The sequence below is a fragment of the Reyranella massiliensis 521 genome (genome assembly GCF_000312425.1).
In the GTDB taxonomy this organism is placed as follows: domain Bacteria; phylum Pseudomonadota; class Alphaproteobacteria; order Reyranellales; family Reyranellaceae; genus Reyranella; species Reyranella massiliensis.
Map to the genome: position 1 here is coordinate 1798974 of NZ_HE997181.1, position 18650 is coordinate 1817623.

Sequence of the window (18650 nt, forward strand, 5' to 3'; positions counted from 1 at the left end):
GCCGACATCAGTTGCTGGGCATGGCGACTTTGGTGAAGAAGTCGGTCGAGTAGGTGTCCTTGCACTCGACCTTCTTCGGCAGGCCCATGTAGGTGTTCACGAGATCGACCGAGTCGCACATCTTCTTGGCGTCGATCCAGCCGATGCCGTTCTTGGCGTACCGTTCGGTCTTCATCAGGCCGAGGCCGATCATCATGTTGGGCGTCATCACCTCGACGTCGACTTCGGGAACGCGCTTCTTGAAAATTTCCATCGCGGCCTTCGGGTCGGCCATCACATCGCGCCAGCCCATGTAGGAGGCTTCGAGGAAGGCCTTCAGAACGGCCGGGCGCTCCTTCATCGTCTTGGCGCTGGCGATGATCGACATGGAGTACATGTCGAAGCCGAAATCGGCCCACGGCATCATCACCACGTTGCCCTTGCCGGCGGCCTTCTCGTAGAGAGGCAGGCCGGTCGAGTAGTCGCCCACGCCGTCCATGCGCTTCTCGGCGACGGCGGCGATCTTGGCAGCCGGTTCGATGTTCACCCACGAGACCTTGCTGACGTCGATGCCGTTCACCTTGGCGAAGGCCGGGAACATCTGGCGCTGGCTGTCGCCCGGAGGGGCGCCCAGGGTCTTGCCCTCGAGGTCCTTGGGCTTGGTGAGCGGCTTGTCCTTCAGGCTGAAGATGTTGAGCGGCGTCTTGTCGAACACCATGCCGACGGTCTTGACCGTCGTGCCGCGGCCGATCGAGGCGATCACGACGGCAGCGTCGGCCAGACCGGCATCGGCGCGGCCGGTATCGACCTTGGCGATGGAATCGCCGGAACCCTTGGAGTTCTCCAGGGTCACGTCGAGACCCTTGGCCTTGTAGTAGCCCTTGTCGAGCGCCACCCAGTAGGCCGCGTGGTCGCCGACGGCAAACCAGTTCAGCGCGAAGGTGAATTTCTCCTGCGCCGAGGCGCTACCCGTGCCCGCGATCAGCGCGGCCAGGGCCAACGATAGTGTCTTTTTCATAGTTATCTCCCTTTACCCTTCCCCGTAATCAATCGACGCCCTCGGCCCACGGCGCCCAGAGCTGCGCCAGCAGGACGACGGCGCCGTAGAGCAGCAGCCCGACAATCGAAATCCAGATCAGTGCGGCGAAAGCCACGGCCGTGTTCATGCTGCTCTGCGTCGTGGTGATGACGTAGCCCAGGCCCTTCTGCGAGGCGACGAACTCGCCGACGATGGCGCCGACGACGGCGGCGGTCGCCGTGATCTTCAGCGCGCTCAGGATGTAGGGCAGGGCGTTGGGAATGCGGATCTTGGCGAAGATCTTCCACTTCGGCGCGTTGAAGACGCGGCCGAGATCCAGCATGTCGGCTTCGACTTGGCTCAGGCCGACGGCGGTGTTGATGACCACCGGAAAGAAGCCGATCAGCGCGCCCATCAGCATGTTGGGAAAGATGCCGTAGCCCATCCAGATCAGGAACAGCGGCGCGATGGCGACCTTGGGCAGCGTGTTCACGAACACCAGGAAGGGCACCAGCGCGTTGGCGATCAGCGGCGACCAGGCAATCGCCACGCCGAGCGCCACGCCGACGACGGCCGCCAGCACGAAGGCGCCGATGATTTCGAGTGTCGTTGCCCAGAGATGCTGAGTCCAGCCGATCTCGCTGTGCCACAGCGCGTTCCAGACGGCGAGCGGCGAGGGCAGGAGATATTCGCGAATGCCGCCCAGGCTGACGGCGAGCTGCCAGCATGCGAGCAGAAACGCGAACAGGGCGACCGTCGGCCAATATTGTCGACTGAGGCTGGAAAATTTCGTCATGCGCTGGCAGCGATGAATCGCTTCACCGCTTTTGTCTCGCTGTTAGTATGCGCACACATGATGTGAGACTGGCGAACGCGGATTTGCCCGTCAAGGCGAGGATCGTCAGTGAAGCTCTCTCTGTGCAACGAAGTGATCCGCGATCTCTCTTTCGAGCGGCAATGTGCGCTGGCCGCAGGCCTCGGCTACCGTGGCCTCGAAGTCGCCCCGTTCACGTTCGGCGACGACGCTTGGCAGATGCCGGCCGCGAAGCGCAGCGAGATCCGGCGCGCGTGCAGCGATGCCGGCATCAAGGTGAGCGGCTTGCATTGGCTGCTGGCGGCGCCGGCGGGCCTGTCGATCACCACCGCCGACAAACTGGTCTGGCAGAAAAGCGTCGATGTTCTGTGCCACCTGGTCGATCTTTGCGCGGAGCTGGGCGGCACCTATCTCGTCCATGGCTCGCCGGCGCAGCGCCGGGTGGCGGGTGCCGACGATGGCAAGCGTGCCGAGGAGGCCTGGGCCAAGGCCGCCGAGGCATCGGCGCAGGCGGGGGTCGTCTATTGCCTGGAACCGCTCGCCCGGCCGGACTGCAATTTCGTCAATACGCTGGCCGAAGGGGCTGATGTGGCGCGCCGCATCGCCAATCCTGCGTTCAGGATCATGGTCGACACGCTGGCCAGCAGCCTGGAAGAGAAGGAGCCGGTGGCCGATGCGATCCGGCGCTGGATGCCGACAGGCCTGATGGCACATGTGCAGTTCAACGACCGCAACAAGCGCGGGCCGGGGCAGGGCGGCGACAAGTTCGCGCCCGCGGTCGGCGCGTTGCGCGAGACCGGCTATACCGGCTGGGTCGCCATGGAACCCTTCATCTACGAGCCCGATGGGCCGACCTGCGCAGCGCGCATGATCGGCTACGTGCAGGGGCTGCTGGAGCAAGACGTATGAAAGTGAAACTGGAGGCAGTCGATCGGTTCGAGCGCGATCATCGCCTGCGCCTGCCGTTCCGCTTCGGCGTGATCACGGTCACGCAGGGCATCCAGGCGATCATCCGCGTGCGCATCGCGCTGGAGGACGGCCGGACCGGCGAGGGCGTCGCGGCCGAGGCGCTGGGCGCCAAGTGGTTCGAGAAGAGCCCCGAATTCTCCGACGCCCAGAACCTCGACCAGCTTCGTCAGGCACTGCAACTCGCCATCGAGCTTTACACGGCGCAGGGCTTCGCCACGCCGTTCGGCCTCTATGCCGGCGCCTACCGCCAGCAGATCGCCCGCGGTGCCGAGCTGGGCCTGAATCCGCTGGTCGCCTCTTATGGTCCGGCGCTGCTCGACCGGGCGATCATCGATGCCCTGGGCAAGATCACCGGCCAGTCCTTTGCCCGGATGATCGCAGCCAATGTGCCGGGCATCGAAGCGACCGACCTGACGCCGGACATCGACGCGGCGCATCTCGCATCCTTCCTGGCAGGCCTGAAGCCTCGCGCGTCGATCGATCTTCGTCATACCGTGGGCCTCGTCGATCCGCTGACGACGGCCGAGCGGTCGGCCTCCGAGCGGGTGAACGACGGCTTGCCGGAAACGCTGGAAGAGGTCGTGTCCTACTATGGCGGCCGCTACTACAAGCTGAAGGTCGGCGGCGATGTCCGCACCGATCTCGACCGGCTGACCCGCATCGCGGCGGTGCTCGATGGCAAGGTCGGGGCCGGCGCGGGCGACTATCGCGTCACTTTCGACGGCAACGAACAGTACGACGACGTCGACGGCATCGTCGAACTCTGGCGCAAGGTCGAGGAGACGCCGGCACTGGCGAAGATGGTGAAGGCGACGCTGTTCATCGAGCAGCCGATCAAGCGTCAGGCGGCGTTGAGCCGGCCCGTCACGGCGCTGGCCGAGTACCGCCCCGTGATCATCGACGAGTCCGACGGCGAACTCTCGACGTTCCCGCAGGCGCTGAAGCTCGGTTATGCCGGCGTCTCGAGCAAGAACTGCAAGGGCTTCTACAAGTCGATCCTGAACGCCGCGCGCGCGGCCAGGCTCGGGCCGGGCTATTTCATGTCGGCCGAGGATCTGACGACGCAGCCCGGCGTCAGCGTGCAGCAGGACCTCGCGCTGGTCTCGCTGCTCGGCCTGACGCATGTCGAACGCAACGCGCATCACTTCATCGACGGCATGTCCTCGGCTTCCGAGGCGGAGCAGGCGGCCTTCGTGAAGGCCCATCCCGATCTCTACGAGCGGCAGCCCGGCCGGCCGGCGCGGCTGCGGGCCAAAGGCGGCACCCTGGCGCTGGGATCGCTGGAATGTCCGGGTTTCGCGGTCGGTGTCGATCTCGACTTTGCAGCGTTGCGGGCGATGCCGGCGGCGCCCAAGGACCGGCTGCACCCCGCCCACCCCGGAGGCAAGACATGAGTGCCAACCTTCCCGCGCGCTTCGAGGGTGTCGAGGCGGTCGAGGATTTCATGACCGCGCCGTCGGCCGAACTCGTGGCCGATCTGGCGGCGACGCCGGGCGACATCCTGGTGCTGGGCGTCGGCGGCAAGATGGGCCCGACCCTGGCCCGCATGGCCAAGCGGGCGGCGCCAACAAAGCGCGTGATGGGCGTCGCGCGCTTCAGCGAGCCCGGCGTGCGCGAGGCCCTGGAGAAGGCCGGTGTCGAGCCGATTGCCGCCGATCTGCTGGATCGCGCCGCGCTGGAGCAACTGCCGAAGGCCGCCAACGTCGTCTTCATGGCCGGCCGCAAGTTCGGCGCGACCGGCAACGTGCCGCTCACCTGGGCGATGAACGTGCAGGTGCCGGCCATGGTGGCCGAAGTCTTCAAGGCGTCGCGCATCGTGGCCTTCTCGACGGGCTGCGTTTATCCCTTCGTGCCCGTCGACAGCGGCGGCGCGACCGAGGACGTGGCGCCGGTGCCGCCGTCAGGCGACTACGCCAACTCCTGCGTCGGCCGCGAGCGCATGTTCGAGTATTTCTCCGCGCTGCATGGCACGCCGGGCCGGCTGTTCCGGCTGAACTACGCCATCGACATGCGCTACGGCGTCCTGCACGACGTCGGCCGCAAGGTGCGGGACGGCGAGCCCATCGATCTCTCGATGGGCCATGTCAACGTCATCTGGCAGGGCGATGCCAACTCCGTGGCCTTGCGCTGCCTCGCGCGCGCCACGACACCGACCACGCCGATCAACGTGACCGGCCTCGAAACCATCGAAGTCCGCTGGCTCGCCGCCGAGTTCGGCAAGCTTTTAGGCAAGATCCCGACGCTCACCGGCAAGGAAGCGCCGACCGGGTGGCTGAACGATGCCAGCCGCATGGCCAAGGAATTCGGGCCGCCCAGCGTGCCTCTGTCGAAGATGATCGAATGGACGGCGGACTGGCTGGAACGCGACATGGTCACCCTGAACAAGCCCACGCATTACGAGGTGCGCGATGGCAAGTACTGACGTACTCGACGTCAGGCCGATCGCGCCGGAGCAGAGCGATGCGGTATGGCCGCTGTCGATCGAAGCGGGCTGGAATCAGAGTGTCGCCGACTGGCGTTTCATGCTGGGCGCCGGGCGAGGCTTCGGCTGTACCGGCGCCGACGGCACGTGGCAGGCAAGCTCGCTGGTTCTGCCACTGGGACAGAGGCTCGCGTGGATCAGCATGGTGCTGGTCACGCAGGCGCGGCGTCGGGGTGGCGTCGGGACGGAGCTGCTGAAACGCTGCATCGAGGAAGTGCGTTCGGCCGGCGCCGTGGCCGGTCTCGATGCGACCGACCAGGGCCGGCCGATCTATCTCGGGTTGGGCTTCCGCGATCTCTATCGCATCGCCCGCTGGCATTTCGACCGCGCGACGGGCGAGGCGGTGCCGCCGCCGCCGGGCGTCACGATCCGGCCGATTGTCCACGCCGACCTGCCGCGCCTCGCCACCTACGACCGGCCGCTCACGGGTATGGAGCGGCCGTCCATCCTGGTGCATCTCGCGCTGCGCCAGCCGGGGCGGGCGTGGATCGCCGAGGATGTAGCCGGCAAGATCGTGGGCTTCGTGCTGGGCCGCGAAGGCCGGACGGCGACGTCGCTGGGCCCCGTCGTGGCCGACAGCGAAGCCATTGCGCTCGCATTGATCTCGAAGGCCGCAGCGGCGGCACCGGGTCCCTTCATCATCGACGTACCTGAGGCCCATCGCGCGGTACGGCAATGGCTTGAAGCACAGGGCGCGACGTCGCCGCGAGGCTATATGCGGATGACCCTAGGCGAGGCGAAGGGGCTCGACGATCCGCGTCATGTCTTTGCCCTCGCCGGTCCGGAACTGGGTTAGGATACGACCATGACCACCGACAAGGCTCTCCACTGGCGCGATCTGCCGGCGCCTGTCCTGTCTCTCCTGCGGCAAGGCACCGTGATCCCGGCGCATCCGCTGGCGCTCGACCCCGAACGCAAGTTCGACAAGCGCTCGCAGCGCGCCATCAGCCGTTACTACCTGGACGCCGGCTCCGGTGGCTTGGCCGTCGGGGTGCATTCGACCCAGTTCGCGATCCGCGAAGTCGGGCTCTACAAGCCGGTGCTGGAACTCGCCATCGAGACGGCGCGCGACTGGACCGACCGGCCGCTGGTGATGATCGCCGGCGCCGTCGGCAAGACCGCGCAGGCGGTCGAGGAGGCGAGAACCGCGCGGTCGCTCGGCTATCACGCCGTTCTTCTGTCGCTCGCCGCCTTAAAGGGCGCCAGCGAGGACGAGTTGATCGAGCATTGCACGGCGGTGGCCAAGGAGATGCCGCTGATCGGCTTCTACCTGCAGACGGCGGTGGGCGGCATTCCGCTGTCGCGCGCCTTCTGGGCCCGCTTCGCCGCCATCGACAATGTCGTGGCGATCAAGGTGGCGCCGTTCAACCGCTACCGCACGCTCGATGTCTGCTTCGGCATTGCGGCCGCCGAGGCCGAGGATCGGATCACGCTCTATACCGGCAACGACGACCATATCGTCGCCGATCTCGTGACGCCGATGGTCGTGCGCACCGGGAACCGCGAGGTCACCTTGCGCTTCCAGGGCGGCCTGCTGGGGCACTGGAGCGTGTGGACGCGCGGGGCGGTGAAGATGCTGGAACGGTTGAAGCTATCGGTGTCGGCGGGCGCCATTCCGCCCGAAGTGCTGGCGCTCGATTCCTTCGTGACCGACTGCAACAGCGTCGTCTTCGACGTCGACCACGATTTCGCCGGCTGCATTCCGGGCTGCCACGAAATCCTGCGGCGGCAGGGGCTGCTGACCTCGATCGAATGCCTCGATCCGCACGAGAAGCTGAGCGAGGGCCAGAGCGCCGGCATCGACCGGCTCTATGCGACCTATCCCGAACTGCACGACGATGCCTTCGTCGCCGCCAACATCGAGCGCTGGCGGAACTGAACTCGTGGAGAACCTCTTTGCAACGCACGATGCGCTCGCCGTTGCAGGGCTGATCAAGACCCGGAAGCTCGGCGCGCAGGAATTGCTGGAGGCCACGCTCGCGCGATTGCGCAGCGTCAACAGCAAGCTGAACGCGATCACGGACTTCTACGAAGGCGACCTGCTCGAACGGTCGGTTGCCGCAGCTGGGGAGGGGCCGTTCCAGGGCATTCCCTTCGTGGTCAAGCAGCTCATGGCCGATTGTGCCGGGACGCCGACCACCCTGGGCTCGAAGTTCTTTGCCAAGGAGCCTGTTGCTGTTGCCGACAGCACGGCGGTCGCGCGGATGCGTCGGGCCGGCCTCGTGATCGTCGGACGCAGCAACACCAGCGAGTTGGGGCTGGCGCCCACAACCGAGCCCGCCTTTGGCGGCGCGACAGTAAGCCCCTGGCGTCCCGACCTGTCGCCCGGCGGATCGTCGGGCGGGTCGGCGGCCGTGGTCGCAGCGCGAGCACTGCCCATGGCTCACGCGACGGACGGCGGCGGCTCGATCCGCATTCCGGCGTCGTTGTGCGGCCTGTTCGGCCTGAAGCCGTCGCGCGGCCGGGTGAGCCTGGCGCCGCTCGGCGAGACCCTGGCCGGCGCGGGTGCGCAGCTTGGCGTGTCGATCTCCGTGCGCGACAGTGCGGCGTTGCTCGACGCGATTGCCGGCGACGCGCCGGGAGACCCCTACGTTTCGCCGCCGGCAAGCGGCAGTTTCCTCGCGGCCACCGGGCGGCCGCCGGGCCGATTGCGCGTTGCCTTCATGCAAGCGCTGAAGGGCAGACCGCCGCTGCATCCTGCGCTGGTTGCCGCCGTCGAGCAGACGGCGACGCTGCTGGGCGAGCTGGGACACCATGTCGAACAGGCCGAGCCCGATCTCGACGGCGCCGCCATGGGCGCGGCGTTCGGCACGGTGATGGCCGCCAACACCTTCACCAACATCCAGCTTCGCGCCAACGGCCGTATACCGGGGCCGGACGATCTGGAGCCGGTCACGCGGCTTTCGGCCGAGCGCGGCGGCAAGATCAGTGCCGACACTTACATCCGCGCCGTGCAGACCTTCCATCGCATCGGCCGGCAGCTCGGCGTCTTCTTCGAGCGCTACGATATCCTGCTTTCGCCGACTCTGGCCTGCACCCACTTGCCGTTGGGGACGGTCCGCACGGACGATACGCTCGACCATTACGAGGAAGGGCTGGCGCCAATGGTGCCGTTTACATCCGTCTGTAACATGACGGGTGTACCGGCGATGTCGGTGCCACTCGCCTGGGCGGAAGACGGGCTTCCGATAGGTATGCATTTCGTGGGCCGCTTCGGCGCCGAAGAAATGCTATTCTCTCTGGCAGCCCAGCTCGAAGAAGCTCGGCCGTGGCGGGACAAGCGGCCGCCCTTGCAGGTGTGATTGAAGGAAAGACGAGATGCGCACGGTCATCGTGGGTTTCATCGCGGGCTTCCTGAGTGTGCTGACCTTCCATCAGCTTGGTTTCCACATCGCCAACGAACTCGGAGTCGCCCGCTCCGTCATCTACAACATGCGGCCGGTGCCGCCGTTCGGCGCGCCGGTGATCCTCTCGGGCGCGTTCTGGGGCGGCCTGTGGGGCATCGTCGGCGCCTATCTCGTGCCACGCCTGCCGGCCTGGCTGGACGGACCTTATGGCTGGATGGCGTTCGCCGGAATCCTGGTGACCCTGGTCAACTGGTTCGTCGTGCTGCCGATCAAGGGGGCCCCGGTCGGCAACGGGTTCAATCTGCCCGGCGTCGTCGTCGCGCCGATCGTCTATGCCTTCTGGGGTCTGGGCATCTGGATATTCATCGGGTTGCTGCGACGGGCCCTCGGCTGGCGCTAGAACAGGAGTCGTCTCGATGCTGATCGCCGATGCCCAGGTACATATCTGGGCAGCCAATACGCCTGAGCGTCCGTGGCCCGCGCGCGCCGAACCTCACCGCGCGCCGCTCGGCAAGGAAGAGCTGCTGGCGGAGATGGACAAGGCCGGCGTCGACCGTGTGATCCTCGTGCCGCCATCGTGGGAAGGCGACCGCAACGACCTCGCGATCGAAGCCGCCGCAGCTCACCCGGATCGCTTCGCCGTCATGGGCCGCTTCGATCCCGAAGCGCCCGGCGCGCGCGGCCAGGTCGCGAATTGGAAGACGCAGCCGGGCATGCTCGGCATGCGCTTCACCTTCCATACCGAGATCCTGCGCAAGCCCTTGCTCGACGGCAGCTTCGACTGGGTATGGGGCGAGATGGAGAAGGCGGGCATTCCCGCCATGGTGCTGTTCCATCACGAGTACATGCATCTCGCCGACGGCATCGCCGAACGCTACCCCGGGCTGCGCCTCGTGCTCGATCATCTCGGGCTGAAGAGCGGCAAGGGTGTCACGGAAGCGTCGAACTTCGCGACGCTCGACAAGGTGCTGGCATTGGCCAAGCGACCGAACGTGGCGGCCAAGGTTTCGGCATTGCCGTGCTACGCCGACGACAAAACTTATCCTTTCAGATCGCTCCACGCACATATCGAGCGCGTATTCGATGCTTTCGGACCAAAGCGTACTTTTTGGGGAACCGATTGGTCGCGGCTGCCTTGTAACTACAGCCAGGGCATCACCATGTTTACGGAAGAGTTGCCGTGGCTCGCGAGTCAGGACCTCGAATGGGTCATGGGCCGTGGCGTATGTGAGTGGATTGGATGGAGGATCTGATGCTTGGTAGCAAGCGTAGCGTCCCGCTCTGGCGACAGCGCCGGACCCAGCTTCTGCCCCTGGAACAGTCTTTGGCCGCCGGCCGGACCGGCAGCCGTGTCGTCAAGCCCGCCCTGGCCGCGAAGGACATCAAAGTCGCACGGGCGAGGAGCCGGATGAAAGCCGAAGCCAAGCGGATGGGCCGCTTCTCCGAAGCGTAGTCGAGCCTAGAGGGCGCGCGTCACGGTTTCCGAGCCGCCGCCCCAGATCGGCAGATAACTCATCTTGTAGCCGGCGCCGCCCGTCACGATGACGTGGATGGCGTCCGGTGCGCGCGCAACGCCCTGGCCTTCGTCGAAGAGATGGCGCTGCACGCGGGCAAGGTCCCAGCCGTCGTGGCGCACGATCTTCTCGGCCATTTCCAACGGCAGGAGAACGACCTGCTCGCCGCGTTCGTTCTTGCGGGCCACACCCGACGTTACGATGGCGGCGCGCATGGCCGTTGCAATCGGCGAGAGGATGGCTTCAGGAGTCGCACCCTCGCCATCGCCCGGCAGGATCTCGGCCGTTCCGGAAACCCCCATCACAGTGAGCGCGCTGGCGTCGCTGCCGAGGCCGCGGCGGGCCGGCAGCGTCGGGAAGGGGCCGTCGTTTCGTTCGGCAAAGCAGAAGGTGTATTTGCCCGGCTGTCCCATGGTCGCCATGTCGCCGACGTCCGATCGTGCGCCGCCGATGTTGCGGATCACGAGCTGCAACGCGCGCCCGATGCCGGCATTGGCGCGATTGCCCGGGCCGAGGCAGTTGGTGCCGGCATTCACACCGAGCTTGCGGGCGATCGGGCCGTGCAGGCAGAGCGCCACGCAGGCCGTGCCGGTGGTGGTGGCGATGCCCAGGAGATTGAAGCCCGGCTCCAGCGTCGCTTCGGCGGCCGCGAGAACCACCGGCAGTTCGGCCGGGCGGCAGCCGGCTAGCACACATTGATAGGCGACGGCCTCGGGGCTCAGTTCCCCGAACAATGGCGGCATTAGCCCGAGCGTGTCGCTGCGCGCCTTGGCGCCCGCCACCATCGCCTCGAGACGCCGCCGGGTCGGCGGCACGAGGGGAAGGCCGTCCGACAGTTCGGCCTCCGTCAGGATCTGCTGTGCGTCTTCCCAGCTCGTCTGCTCGTCGACGACCGGCCAGCCGCACCACGCCGTCATCGGGCGATGCGCGTGCAGGCGACCGTGGTGCCGCCGAACGACGGTATGAAGGCCGAGTGCTTGCCCGGCCCGCCGGCCACCGTGATGTGGATGTCTTCGGGCGCCCGCGCGATGGTGAACCAGTCGCCGTCGGGCTTGTGTCCCGTGCTGATGTAGGTGTCTTGGTTCTCGGCCGAAATCCGCGAAGCATGGACCCGCGAGCGGGCGAACAGCTCCTGCCGGATGGTCTCGATCGTGAAGCCGTCGCGCTTCAGGGTCGCGGCATGTTCGGGGCCGATGATCACGAACATCGGGCCCTTGCCGTAGATCGTATTGGCGCCCGGTGTGGCCATGCCGCCGGCGAAGGTCGTCAGCAGGCCATCGCCGCTCGTGCTGCCATGGTCGTTGAGGTTATGCGGGCCTTCGCCCGACATCACCGTGACCACGCTGTCGGTCGGCGCGAAGCCACGCTGGACGTGATAGGGTGTCCAGGGATTCTCTTCTTCGTTCTCGCCGAAGCAGAAGGTGTACTTCGCGGGATTGCCCTGAGTGGAGCGGTCCATCTCGCCGGGCTTGGCGCCGGCGACGTTCAGCAGCATGAGGCCAAGCGCCCGGCCGATCGTGGCATTGGCCTGCCAGCCCTGACCGAAGCAGTTCGAGCCGCAGTTGATCCTGAGTTCGTGACGGATCGGTCCGCTGACCATCACCATCGGCGCGCAGGAATGCGTCGTGGCGAGCGTTCCATGCAGATTGTAGTCCGGATCGAGGACGCCGCGCAGCGCCGCGGTCACGACCGGGAAATATTCCGGCTTGCAGCCCGCCATGACGGCATTGGCCGCGAGTGCCTGGATGGTCGGCACGATCTGGCGCGGCGGCACGGCCGGGTAGGGGCGATTGTCGCCCCGCACCGTGTCGACGAACTTCGCGACCTTGGCCTCGGTGGGGACGTAGAGCGGCATGCCGTCGCTCCAGCCCTGTTCGGCGGCGAAGTCGTTGAACGCCTCGACATCCATGTCGTCGAGGTCGATCACTTCCTGCTCGGCGATATCCTTCATTTTGCCGTCGCCTCGCTCAATCCCTTGGTCGCCGCTTCGATGCGCTCACGCAGCTCTTCCGCGTTGAGGCCGCCGATCGGATGCTTCACCACGATCAGCCGTGGTTCGACCTTGCGGGCCTTCGCCTGGGCGAGGACCAGCGGCTTGAAAGTCTCTGTGGCGATCACGTAGGCCGTGATGCCGAGTTTCTCGAGTTCGATGCTGTCGTGGAAACTCCACGATGAACAGCTTCCTCAATCCGCTATGGCGAGGAGGGCTCCGCGATACTTCGCGGCGACCTCCTGCAGCAGATCCTTCGGCGCCGGCTGGCTGGCGCTGTTCTTGGCGAGGAACTCGACATTGTCGACGCTGCGGAACGCACCGAGCTTGTCGCGAATGCCGGACAGCAGCTCGCGGGCGTTCGGCTTGGAATTGGAGACCAGCGCGATGGCGTCGGTCGCCCAGTTGACGGGCTTCAGCGCCACCTTTGCGCTGCCGGCCGCCGCCAGTCCAAAGGTCGGGTTGATGATACGCATGCCCGTTCTCCTCACCTCTATGGCTTGAGCGCCGCCACGATCGCCTTGGCCACTTTCTGGCCGTCGGCGATGGCGTCGGCGATGTAATGCCGTGCACCGGCGCGGACGTCGCCTACCGCGAAGATCAGCGGCATCGATGTCCGGCCCTGTTCGTCGACAACGATATGCCGGGTGGCGTCGCGTGCAAGCGAATCCGGCACGAATTCCGCAGCGGGAGACTGGCCGACATAGACGAACACCGCGTTGGCCGAAACGTCGTTTCGCGCGCCGTCGTTCTCGATGGTCACCGACTCCAGCCCGTTGTCGCCGGCGAGACCGACGATGCGGCCCGGCCGGGTCTTGATGCCGTCGGCGACGCTGCCGTCCGGCGTGCCGAGCAGAGTGACGTCGCTGGCGATGCCGACCAGGGCTGCCGCCTCGTAAGGTGCCCAGCCGGTGGCGCCGGCCACGATGACGGGCTGGCCGGCATAGAGCGGGCCGTCGCAGATCGCGCAGTGCGACAGGCCGCGGCCTTCGTAGTTCTCTTCGTTCGGGACGCCGAGCTTGCCCTTGTTCAGGCCGGTCGCCACGACGATGGCGCGGGCCTCGTGCCGCTCGCCGTCCGCCGTTTCGATGGTGAAGGGGCCGTTGCCGGCAATGGAGGTCACTTCGCCGAAGCCGATCTCGACACCCGCCACGACGGCATCGTCGGTGAGACGTGCGGCCATGTCGGTGCCGTTGAACATCTCCTCGAAGTCGTGGAGCTCGCCCAGGTTCACCAGCTCGCCGCCCGGCGCGAGCTTGTCGAGGCAGAAGGCCTTGAGGCCGGCGCGTGCGGCTTCGGTGGCGGCAGTGAGGCCCGCGGGGCCGGCGCCGATGACGATCACGTCGTGGGAGGGAGTTGCCATGTATCCTTTACCTAAATCGCCGTCACCCTAATGGGCTCATCGTCCCTTGAACACGGGTTTGCGCTTCTCGATGAAGGCACGCATCGCTTCTTTGGAATCCTCGGTGCCCTGCAGGTTCACTGTCATGTTCTGCTCGAAGCGATAGCCGTCGCGGAGCGTCATTTCCTCGATGGTGTTCAGCGCGTGCTTGGCCGTGACGCTGGCGATCGGGCTCTTGGCCGCGATCTGGCGGGCGAGGTCCATCGCGGTGTCCATCAGCCTGTCGTCGGGAACGCAGGCCTCGACCACGCCCAGCCGGTAGAGTTCGGCGCCGGACACGCGGTAGCCCGTCAGCATCATGCGCCGCGCCCGCGAATGGCCGAACAGGCGCATGGCGTGGCGGCCACCGCCCATCAGGCCGACGTCGATCTCGGGCAGGCCGACCGAGGCGCTTTCGCCGGCCACGAGGATGTCGCAGGAGGCCGCGACCGCAAGGCCCGCACCGAGCGCGGGGCCGTTGATGGCGGCTATCACCGGCTTCTTGCATTCCATGATGGCGTGGAAGCATTCGCGGGCGTAGCGCATGCCGCGCCAGGCATCGCCCGGTCCGCGCTCGGCACCGGCGCGGGCCTTGATGTCGACGCCGGCGCAGAAGCACTTGCCCTTGCCGGTCAGGACGGCGACCCGCACCTCATCGAGGTCGGAGATCCGGTCGAAAGCGCGGATCATTTCATCCTGTAATTCGGCGTTCTGGGCGTTCACGGGAGGGTTATCCATCGTCACGACGGCGATATGGTCCGCGATTTGCACCCGAATCATCTTGAGATCGTCCATCCATTTCCTCCCAAGGTTCGTTCAATACACCGCTTGCCAGTGCCCGCGAAAGCATCGTACGTCGCAAGGCAGGGAGTCAGAAAAAGACATGGCGTACTTCACGCAACAGCTGATCAACGCCATCACGCTGGGCGCAATCTACGGCCTGATCGCCATCGGCTATACGATGGTCTACGGCATCATCGGCATGATCAACTTCGCGCATGGCGAAGTGTTCATGATCGGTGCGTTCATCTCGCTCATCGGCTTCATGATCTGCAGCATGCTGGGGATCGGTTCGGCGCCCGTCGCGATCCTTCTCGTGCTGCTTCTGGCGATGACGTTTTCCGCGGTCTATGGCTGGTCGATAGAACGCACGGCCTACCGACCGTTGCGCGGCTCGTTCCGTCTCGCGCCGCTGATCTCCGCCATCGGCGTCTCGATCGCCCTTCAGAACTACGTGCAGCTGGCGCAGGGCGCGCGGCCCAAGCCAGGAGGGCAGATCGTGTCCGGCGGCTTCACGCTCTTTGCCGACGACGGCTTCGACGTTCGCGTGACCTGGCTGCAGATCATCATCGTCGTGGTGACCATCGTGCTGATGGCGGGCTTCACCTGGCTGATCGCGCGCACCTCGCTCGGACGACAGCAACGCGCCTGCGAGCAGGACATGAAGATGGCGTCGCTGCTGGGCGTCAACGTCGACCGCACGATCTCGCTCACCTTCGTGCTGGGCGCGGCCCTGGCGGCAGTCGCGGGCATGCTCTTCCTGATGTACTACGGCGTCATCGACTTCTTCATCGGCTTCCTGGCCGGCATCAAAGCCTTCACCGCGGCCGTGCTGGGCGGCATCGGTTCGCTGCCGGGTGCCATGCTGGGCGGGCTGCTGATCGGCCTGATCGAGGTCTTCTGGGCCGCCTATTTTTCCAGCGAGTACAAGGACGTCGCCGCCTTCGCGATCCTGGTCCTGGTGCTGATCTTCCGGCCGACCGGACTGCTCGGCAAGCCGGAGATCGAGAAGGTCTGACCGCATGGGTTCGCGTCTGCCCCTGATGCTGAAGGACGCGGGCCTGACTGCCTTCGTCGGTGCGGCGCTCGGCATCTTCATCGTCGGCTTCCGTACCGTCGACGTCGGTCGCGGGCTCACCTTCGATTACCACCTCGTCGATCTCGCGGTGGCGGTCGTCGTGATCTTCCTGGGGCGTCTCGGCCTCTCGATGGCGGCGAACGGCCTGCGCTGGCCGGCGATCGCGCTGGGCGCGGTGATGATCGTGGCCGGCGCCTCGCCGATGCAACTGCCCTCGGGCTTCCTGCACTGGTTCGTGGCGCTGGGCGGCGTGCTGCTCGTGATCCGCGCCATCTGGCCCTGGGCCAACAGTGCGGTGAACGAAGCGGCACGCACGCCCTCGGGGCAGGCGATCTCCCGGGCCGGCGCCAAATGGTTCGGCTGGCTGCTGCTGGCGGCGGCGGTGCTGCTGCCGTTCTCGCCCTTCGCCGACCAGAAGACGATGGATCTCGGCGTGCTGATCCTGACCTACGTGATGCTGGGCTGGGGGCTCAACATCGTCGTCGGCCTCGCGGGTCTGCTCGACCTCGGCTACGTCGCCTTCTACGCCGTCGGCGCTTATTCGTATGCGTTGCTCAGCACGCAACATGGCCTGGGTTTCTGGTCGGTGCTGCCGCTCGCCGGCATGATGGCGGCGCTATTCGGTGTGCTGCTGGGCTTCCCGGTGCTCCGTCTGCGCGGCGACTACCTCGCCATCGTGACCCTGGGGTTCGGCGAGATCATCCGCCTGATCCTGCTCAACTGGTTCGACCTGACCAACGGACCCGCCGGCATTGGATCGATTCCCGGGCCGACCCTGTTCGGGGCGGTGTTCGCCGAAACGGCGCCGGCCGGCAAGCAGACCGTGTCGGAGATGCTGGGCATTCCGTTCGACGGCAATCACCGGCTGATCTTCCTCTATTACATCATCCTCGTGCTGGCCCTGATCACCAACCTGTTCACCCAGCGCATGCGCCGCCTGCCGGTCGGCCGCGCCTGGGAGGCGCTGCGCGAGGACGAGACCGCCTGCCGGGCGCTGGGCATCAATCCCACGAACACCAAGCTCACAGCCTTCGCCATCGGTGCAATGTTCGCAGGCTTCGCGGGATCGTTCTTTGCCGCCAAGCAGCGTTTCATCAGTCCCGAGAGCTTCGTCTTCATCGAATCGGCGATCATCCTCGCCATCGTCGTGCTGGGCGGGATGGGCAGCCAGATCGGCGTGGTTCTGGCCGCCGTCCTGCTGATCGGCCTGCCGGAGTGGTTTCGCGATCTCGGCAACTACCGCATGCTGGCATTCGGTCTCGCGATGGTGCTGATCATGGTGTTCCGTCCGCGCGGACTGGTCGCCCATCGCGAACCGTCGATCCGATTGCATCCGGCCGGGTCGGGAGGGAGCGGATGAGCGTGGCCACAGCCACACCGCTCATCGAGGTCGAACACCTCACCATGCGCTTCGGCGGCCTGGTGGCGATCGACGATGTCTCGTTCACCGCCCGTCCACGCGAGATCACCGCGATCATCGGCCCGAACGGCGCGGGCAAGACGACGGTGTTCAACTGCATCACGGGCTTCTACAAGCCGACCGTCGGGCGGCTGACCTTGCGCGGGGGCAGGGGCGAATTCCTGCTGGAGCGCATGCTGGGCCACGAGATCGGCCAGCGCGCGAAGGTAGCGCGGACCTTCCAGAACATCCGGCTCTTTCCCGGCATGACCGTGCTGGAGAACCTGCTGGTCGCACAGCACAACAAGCTGATGCGTGCGTCTGGCTGGAGTCTTCTCGGCCTGCTGGGATTTGCGAGTTACCGCACCGCCGAGAAGGCCGCGGTCGATCTGGCGCGGCAATGGCTGGAGCGCATCAGGCTCCTGGCCGACGCCGACCGGCCGGCCGGTGAGCTTCCCTACGGCGCGCAGCGGCGGCTGGAGATCGCCCGCGCCATGTGCACGGAGCCCGAGCTGCTCTGCCTCGACGAGCCGGCGGCCGGCCTCAATCCGCGCGAGTCGGCGGAACTCAACGAACTGCTCGTCTCGATCCGCGACCGCGACGGCATCGGCGTGCTGCTGATCGAGCACGACATGAGCGTGGTCATGAACATCTCCGACCACATCGTCGTGCTCGACTATGGCCGCAAGATCGCCGAGGGCGACCCGGCGGCGGTCAGGAACGATCCCGCGGTCATCCGCGCCTATCTCGGCACCGACGACGAGGCGATCGATGGCTGAGACGTCGATCCTGTCGGTGAGGGGGCTGACCACCTTCTATGGCGCGATCCAGGCGCTGCATGGCGTCGACCTCGACGTGGCGCGCGGAGAGATCGTGACCCTGATCGGCGCCAACGGGGCCGGCAAGTCGACCCTGCTGATGACGATCTGCGGCAATCCGCGGGCGCGCTCGGGCAGCATCCGGCTCGACGGCGAAGACATCACGTCGCTCCAGACGCACGAGATCGTGCGGCGTGGCGTGGCGCAGGTGCCGGAAGGCCGGCGCATCTTCCCGCGCATGAGCGTGTTCGAGAACCTGCAGATGGGGGCGACGCTCGCCGATCCGGCGCATTTCAGCGGCGACCTCGACCGTGTCTTCACGATGTTCCCACGGCTCGCCGAACGGAGGACACAGCGCGGCGGCACGCTGTCGGGCGGCGAGCAGCAGATGCTGGCGATCGGCCGGGCGCTGATGAGCCGGCCGCGATTGCTGCTGCTCGACGAGCCGTCGCTGGGACTTGCGCCGTTGATCGTGCGGCAGATCTTCGATGCCGTCGGCCGCATCGCCCGCGAGGAAAACGTCACGATCTTCCTGGTGGAGCAGAATGCCTTTCATGCGTTGAGGCTCGCGGATCGCGGCTACGTGCTGGTGAACGGGAGGGTGCGGCTGAGCGGGACCGGCCGAGAACTGCTGGCAAACCAGGAAGTGCGTACTGCCTACCTGGAAGGCGGCCACGGATGAGTCCCCTCGACACCTTCATGTTCGACTGGTTCGGCGACACATTCTTCAATGTCGTGCTGTTCAATCTCGTGCTTGTGGGGCCGGCGTCTTTTGCGGCCGGACATGCGGTGGCGCTGATCTGGCGGCCCTGGCTGCAGATCGTGTTCTATGCCGCGCTTCTGGCCGCGACGCTGCGCTTCCTCGACTATGCCCTGGCCAATGGCGAGTTGTGGTCGGTCGGCGGTTTTCTACTCGGCTGGGCCGTGCAGCTCGCCATCGCGGCGTTCGCCTATCGCCTGACACGCGCGCGTCAGATGGCTAACCAATATCCCTGGCTCTATCGGCGCAAAGGCTTGCTGGGTTGGGAGGAGCGGCACTAATGTAACCGCCATGCCCCGCAAAAGCGGGGAGATTCAAATC

Annotated in this window: 21 protein-coding genes; 14 read left to right on the top strand and 7 right to left on the bottom strand. The window is 66.3% G+C overall.

The genetic code is table 11. The features are described 5' to 3' along the window. Positions 1-7: 7 nt before the first annotated feature. Both BN60_RS08845 and BN60_RS08850 read right to left on the bottom strand, forming a co-directional pair. Positions 8-997: an ABC transporter substrate-binding protein gene (locus BN60_RS08845; protein WP_020695667.1), complete on the bottom strand. Its 990-nt coding sequence runs from the start codon at positions 995-997 to the stop codon at positions 8-10. 28 nt (positions 998-1025) lie between these two features. Beyond that, positions 1026-1793 carry an ABC transporter permease gene (locus BN60_RS08850; RefSeq protein ID WP_020695668.1) on the bottom strand — a complete coding sequence of 256 codons (768 nt, stop codon included), beginning with the start codon at positions 1791-1793 and terminating at the stop codon, positions 1026-1028. A 108-nt stretch (positions 1794-1901) separates the two neighbouring features. Between BN60_RS08850 and BN60_RS08855 the strand changes: the two genes are divergently transcribed. From BN60_RS08855 to BN60_RS08895, 9 genes are read left to right on the top strand one after another with little or no spacing between them, the layout of a single operon-like run. After that, a complete protein-coding gene (locus tag BN60_RS08855; protein WP_020695669.1) occupies positions 1902-2720 on the top strand; it encodes a sugar phosphate isomerase/epimerase family protein in 819 nt (272 codons plus the stop codon). Next, positions 2717-4174 carry an enolase-like domain-containing protein gene (locus tag BN60_RS08860; protein WP_020695670.1) on the top strand — a complete coding sequence of 486 codons (1458 nt, stop codon included), beginning with the start codon at positions 2717-2719 and terminating at the stop codon, positions 4172-4174. The genes BN60_RS08855 and BN60_RS08860 overlap by 4 nt, the downstream gene beginning before the upstream one ends. Continuing rightward, on the top strand, positions 4171-5202 hold the full coding sequence (locus tag BN60_RS08865; protein ID WP_020695671.1) for an NAD-dependent epimerase/dehydratase family protein: 1032 nt from the start codon (positions 4171-4173) through the stop codon (positions 5200-5202). The genes BN60_RS08860 and BN60_RS08865 overlap by 4 nt, the downstream gene beginning before the upstream one ends. Beyond that, positions 5189-6058, top strand: coding sequence for a GNAT family N-acetyltransferase (locus tag BN60_RS28745; protein ID WP_020695672.1), 870 nt, complete (start codon positions 5189-5191; stop codon positions 6056-6058). The genes BN60_RS08865 and BN60_RS28745 overlap by 14 nt, the downstream gene beginning before the upstream one ends. A 9-nt stretch (positions 6059-6067) precedes the next feature. Then, positions 6068-7141, top strand: coding sequence for a dihydrodipicolinate synthase family protein (locus BN60_RS08875; protein ID WP_020695673.1), 1074 nt, complete (start codon positions 6068-6070; stop codon positions 7139-7141). Between the two features lie 4 nt (positions 7142-7145). Beyond that, positions 7146-8564: an amidase gene (locus tag BN60_RS08880; protein WP_020695674.1), complete on the top strand. Its 1419-nt coding sequence runs from the start codon at positions 7146-7148 to the stop codon at positions 8562-8564. A 16-nt stretch (positions 8565-8580) separates the two neighbouring features. Continuing rightward, positions 8581-9009 (top strand): hypothetical protein, encoded by a 429-nt coding sequence (locus BN60_RS08885; protein ID WP_020695675.1) that lies wholly within the window; start codon positions 8581-8583, stop codon positions 9007-9009. Positions 9010-9025: 16 nt separating this feature from the next. Next, positions 9026-9862, top strand: a complete 837-nt coding sequence (locus BN60_RS08890; RefSeq protein WP_020695676.1) for an amidohydrolase family protein — start codon at positions 9026-9028, stop codon at positions 9860-9862. Next, positions 9862-10062: a hypothetical protein gene (locus BN60_RS08895; protein WP_020695677.1), complete on the top strand. Its 201-nt coding sequence runs from the start codon at positions 9862-9864 to the stop codon at positions 10060-10062. The genes BN60_RS08890 and BN60_RS08895 overlap by 1 nt, the downstream gene beginning before the upstream one ends. A gap of 6 nt (positions 10063-10068) precedes the next feature. Here the strand turns inward: BN60_RS08895 and BN60_RS08900 are convergent, their stop codons facing one another. From BN60_RS08900 to BN60_RS08925, 5 genes are read right to left on the bottom strand one after another with little or no spacing between them, the layout of a single operon-like run. Then, positions 10069-11040 carry a hypothetical protein gene (locus BN60_RS08900; RefSeq protein ID WP_020695678.1) on the bottom strand — a complete coding sequence of 324 codons (972 nt, stop codon included), beginning with the start codon at positions 11038-11040 and terminating at the stop codon, positions 10069-10071. Then, complete coding sequence (locus BN60_RS08905) at positions 11037-12074, bottom strand: hypothetical protein (protein WP_020695679.1); 1038 nt, start codon at positions 12072-12074, stop codon at positions 11037-11039. The genes BN60_RS08900 and BN60_RS08905 overlap by 4 nt, the downstream gene beginning before the upstream one ends. Then, complete coding sequence (locus tag BN60_RS31800) at positions 12071-12589, bottom strand: UGSC family (seleno)protein (RefSeq protein WP_425357807.1); 519 nt, start codon at positions 12587-12589, stop codon at positions 12071-12073. The genes BN60_RS08905 and BN60_RS31800 overlap by 4 nt, the downstream gene beginning before the upstream one ends. A gap of 17 nt (positions 12590-12606) precedes the next feature. After that, positions 12607-13476: an NAD(P)/FAD-dependent oxidoreductase gene (locus tag BN60_RS08920; protein ID WP_020695682.1), complete on the bottom strand. Its 870-nt coding sequence runs from the start codon at positions 13474-13476 to the stop codon at positions 12607-12609. A gap of 36 nt (positions 13477-13512) precedes the next feature. Next, positions 13513-14289: an enoyl-CoA hydratase/isomerase family protein gene (locus tag BN60_RS08925; protein WP_020695683.1), complete on the bottom strand. Its 777-nt coding sequence runs from the start codon at positions 14287-14289 to the stop codon at positions 13513-13515. Between the two features lie 88 nt (positions 14290-14377). On the opposite strand from BN60_RS08925, the gene BN60_RS08930 reads away from it, so the two are divergent. The 5 genes from BN60_RS08930 to BN60_RS08950 are packed head-to-tail and all read left to right on the top strand — an operon-like array spanning position 14378 to position 18610. After that, positions 14378-15292, top strand: coding sequence for an ABC transporter permease subunit (locus BN60_RS08930; RefSeq protein WP_020695684.1), 915 nt, complete (start codon positions 14378-14380; stop codon positions 15290-15292). Between the two features lie 4 nt (positions 15293-15296). Then, on the top strand, positions 15297-16712 hold the full coding sequence (gene livM / locus BN60_RS08935) for a high-affinity branched-chain amino acid ABC transporter permease LivM (protein ID WP_020695685.1): 1416 nt from the start codon (positions 15297-15299) through the stop codon (positions 16710-16712). Next, the gene (locus BN60_RS08940) at positions 16709-17530 is read left to right on the top strand and encodes an ABC transporter ATP-binding protein (RefSeq protein ID WP_020695686.1); all 822 of its coding nucleotides are present in this window, start codon (positions 16709-16711) and stop codon (positions 17528-17530) included. Before livM ends, BN60_RS08940 begins: the two co-directional genes overlap by 4 nt. Continuing rightward, positions 17523-18251 (top strand): ABC transporter ATP-binding protein, encoded by a 729-nt coding sequence (locus BN60_RS08945; RefSeq protein ID WP_020695687.1) that lies wholly within the window; start codon positions 17523-17525, stop codon positions 18249-18251. Before BN60_RS08940 ends, BN60_RS08945 begins: the two co-directional genes overlap by 8 nt. Next, a complete protein-coding gene (locus BN60_RS08950) occupies positions 18248-18610 on the top strand; it encodes a DUF6867 family protein (RefSeq protein WP_020695688.1) in 363 nt (120 codons plus the stop codon). Before BN60_RS08945 ends, BN60_RS08950 begins: the two co-directional genes overlap by 4 nt. The last annotated feature ends 40 nt before the right edge of the window (positions 18611-18650 follow it).

Excerpts from the sequence above, each read along its gene's own strand:
- BN60_RS28745 (WP_020695672.1), top strand. The coding sequence starts at position 5,189 with ATGGCAAGTACTGACGTACTCGACGTCAGGCCGATCGCGCCGGAGCAG.
- BN60_RS08925 (WP_020695683.1), bottom strand. The coding sequence starts at position 14,289 with ATGGACGATCTCAAGATGATTCGGGTGCAAATCGCGGACCATATCGCC.
- BN60_RS08890 (WP_020695676.1), top strand. The coding sequence starts at position 9,026 with ATGCTGATCGCCGATGCCCAGGTACATATCTGGGCAGCCAATACGCCT.
- BN60_RS08900 (WP_020695678.1), bottom strand. The coding sequence starts at position 11,040 with ATGACGGCGTGGTGCGGCTGGCCGGTCGTCGACGAGCAGACGAGCTGG.
- BN60_RS08865 (WP_020695671.1), top strand. The coding sequence starts at position 4,171 with ATGAGTGCCAACCTTCCCGCGCGCTTCGAGGGTGTCGAGGCGGTCGAG.
- BN60_RS08945 (WP_020695687.1), top strand. The coding sequence starts at position 17,523 with ATGGCTGAGACGTCGATCCTGTCGGTGAGGGGGCTGACCACCTTCTAT.
- BN60_RS08905 (WP_020695679.1), bottom strand. The coding sequence starts at position 12,074 with ATGAAGGATATCGCCGAGCAGGAAGTGATCGACCTCGACGACATGGAT.
- BN60_RS08950 (WP_020695688.1), top strand. The coding sequence starts at position 18,248 with ATGAGTCCCCTCGACACCTTCATGTTCGACTGGTTCGGCGACACATTC.
- BN60_RS08885 (WP_020695675.1), top strand. The coding sequence starts at position 8,581 with ATGCGCACGGTCATCGTGGGTTTCATCGCGGGCTTCCTGAGTGTGCTG.
- BN60_RS08920 (WP_020695682.1), bottom strand. The coding sequence starts at position 13,476 with ATGGCAACTCCCTCCCACGACGTGATCGTCATCGGCGCCGGCCCCGCG.
- livM (WP_020695685.1), top strand. The coding sequence starts at position 15,297 with ATGGGTTCGCGTCTGCCCCTGATGCTGAAGGACGCGGGCCTGACTGCC.
- BN60_RS08845 (WP_020695667.1), bottom strand. The coding sequence starts at position 997 with ATGAAAAAGACACTATCGTTGGCCCTGGCCGCGCTGATCGCGGGCACG.
- BN60_RS08895 (WP_020695677.1), top strand. The coding sequence starts at position 9,862 with ATGCTTGGTAGCAAGCGTAGCGTCCCGCTCTGGCGACAGCGCCGGACC.
- BN60_RS08940 (WP_020695686.1), top strand. The coding sequence starts at position 16,709 with ATGAGCGTGGCCACAGCCACACCGCTCATCGAGGTCGAACACCTCACC.
- BN60_RS08860 (WP_020695670.1), top strand. The coding sequence starts at position 2,717 with ATGAAAGTGAAACTGGAGGCAGTCGATCGGTTCGAGCGCGATCATCGC.
- BN60_RS08930 (WP_020695684.1), top strand. The coding sequence starts at position 14,378 with ATGGCGTACTTCACGCAACAGCTGATCAACGCCATCACGCTGGGCGCA.
- BN60_RS08875 (WP_020695673.1), top strand. The coding sequence starts at position 6,068 with ATGACCACCGACAAGGCTCTCCACTGGCGCGATCTGCCGGCGCCTGTC.
- BN60_RS08850 (WP_020695668.1), bottom strand. The coding sequence starts at position 1,793 with ATGACGAAATTTTCCAGCCTCAGTCGACAATATTGGCCGACGGTCGCC.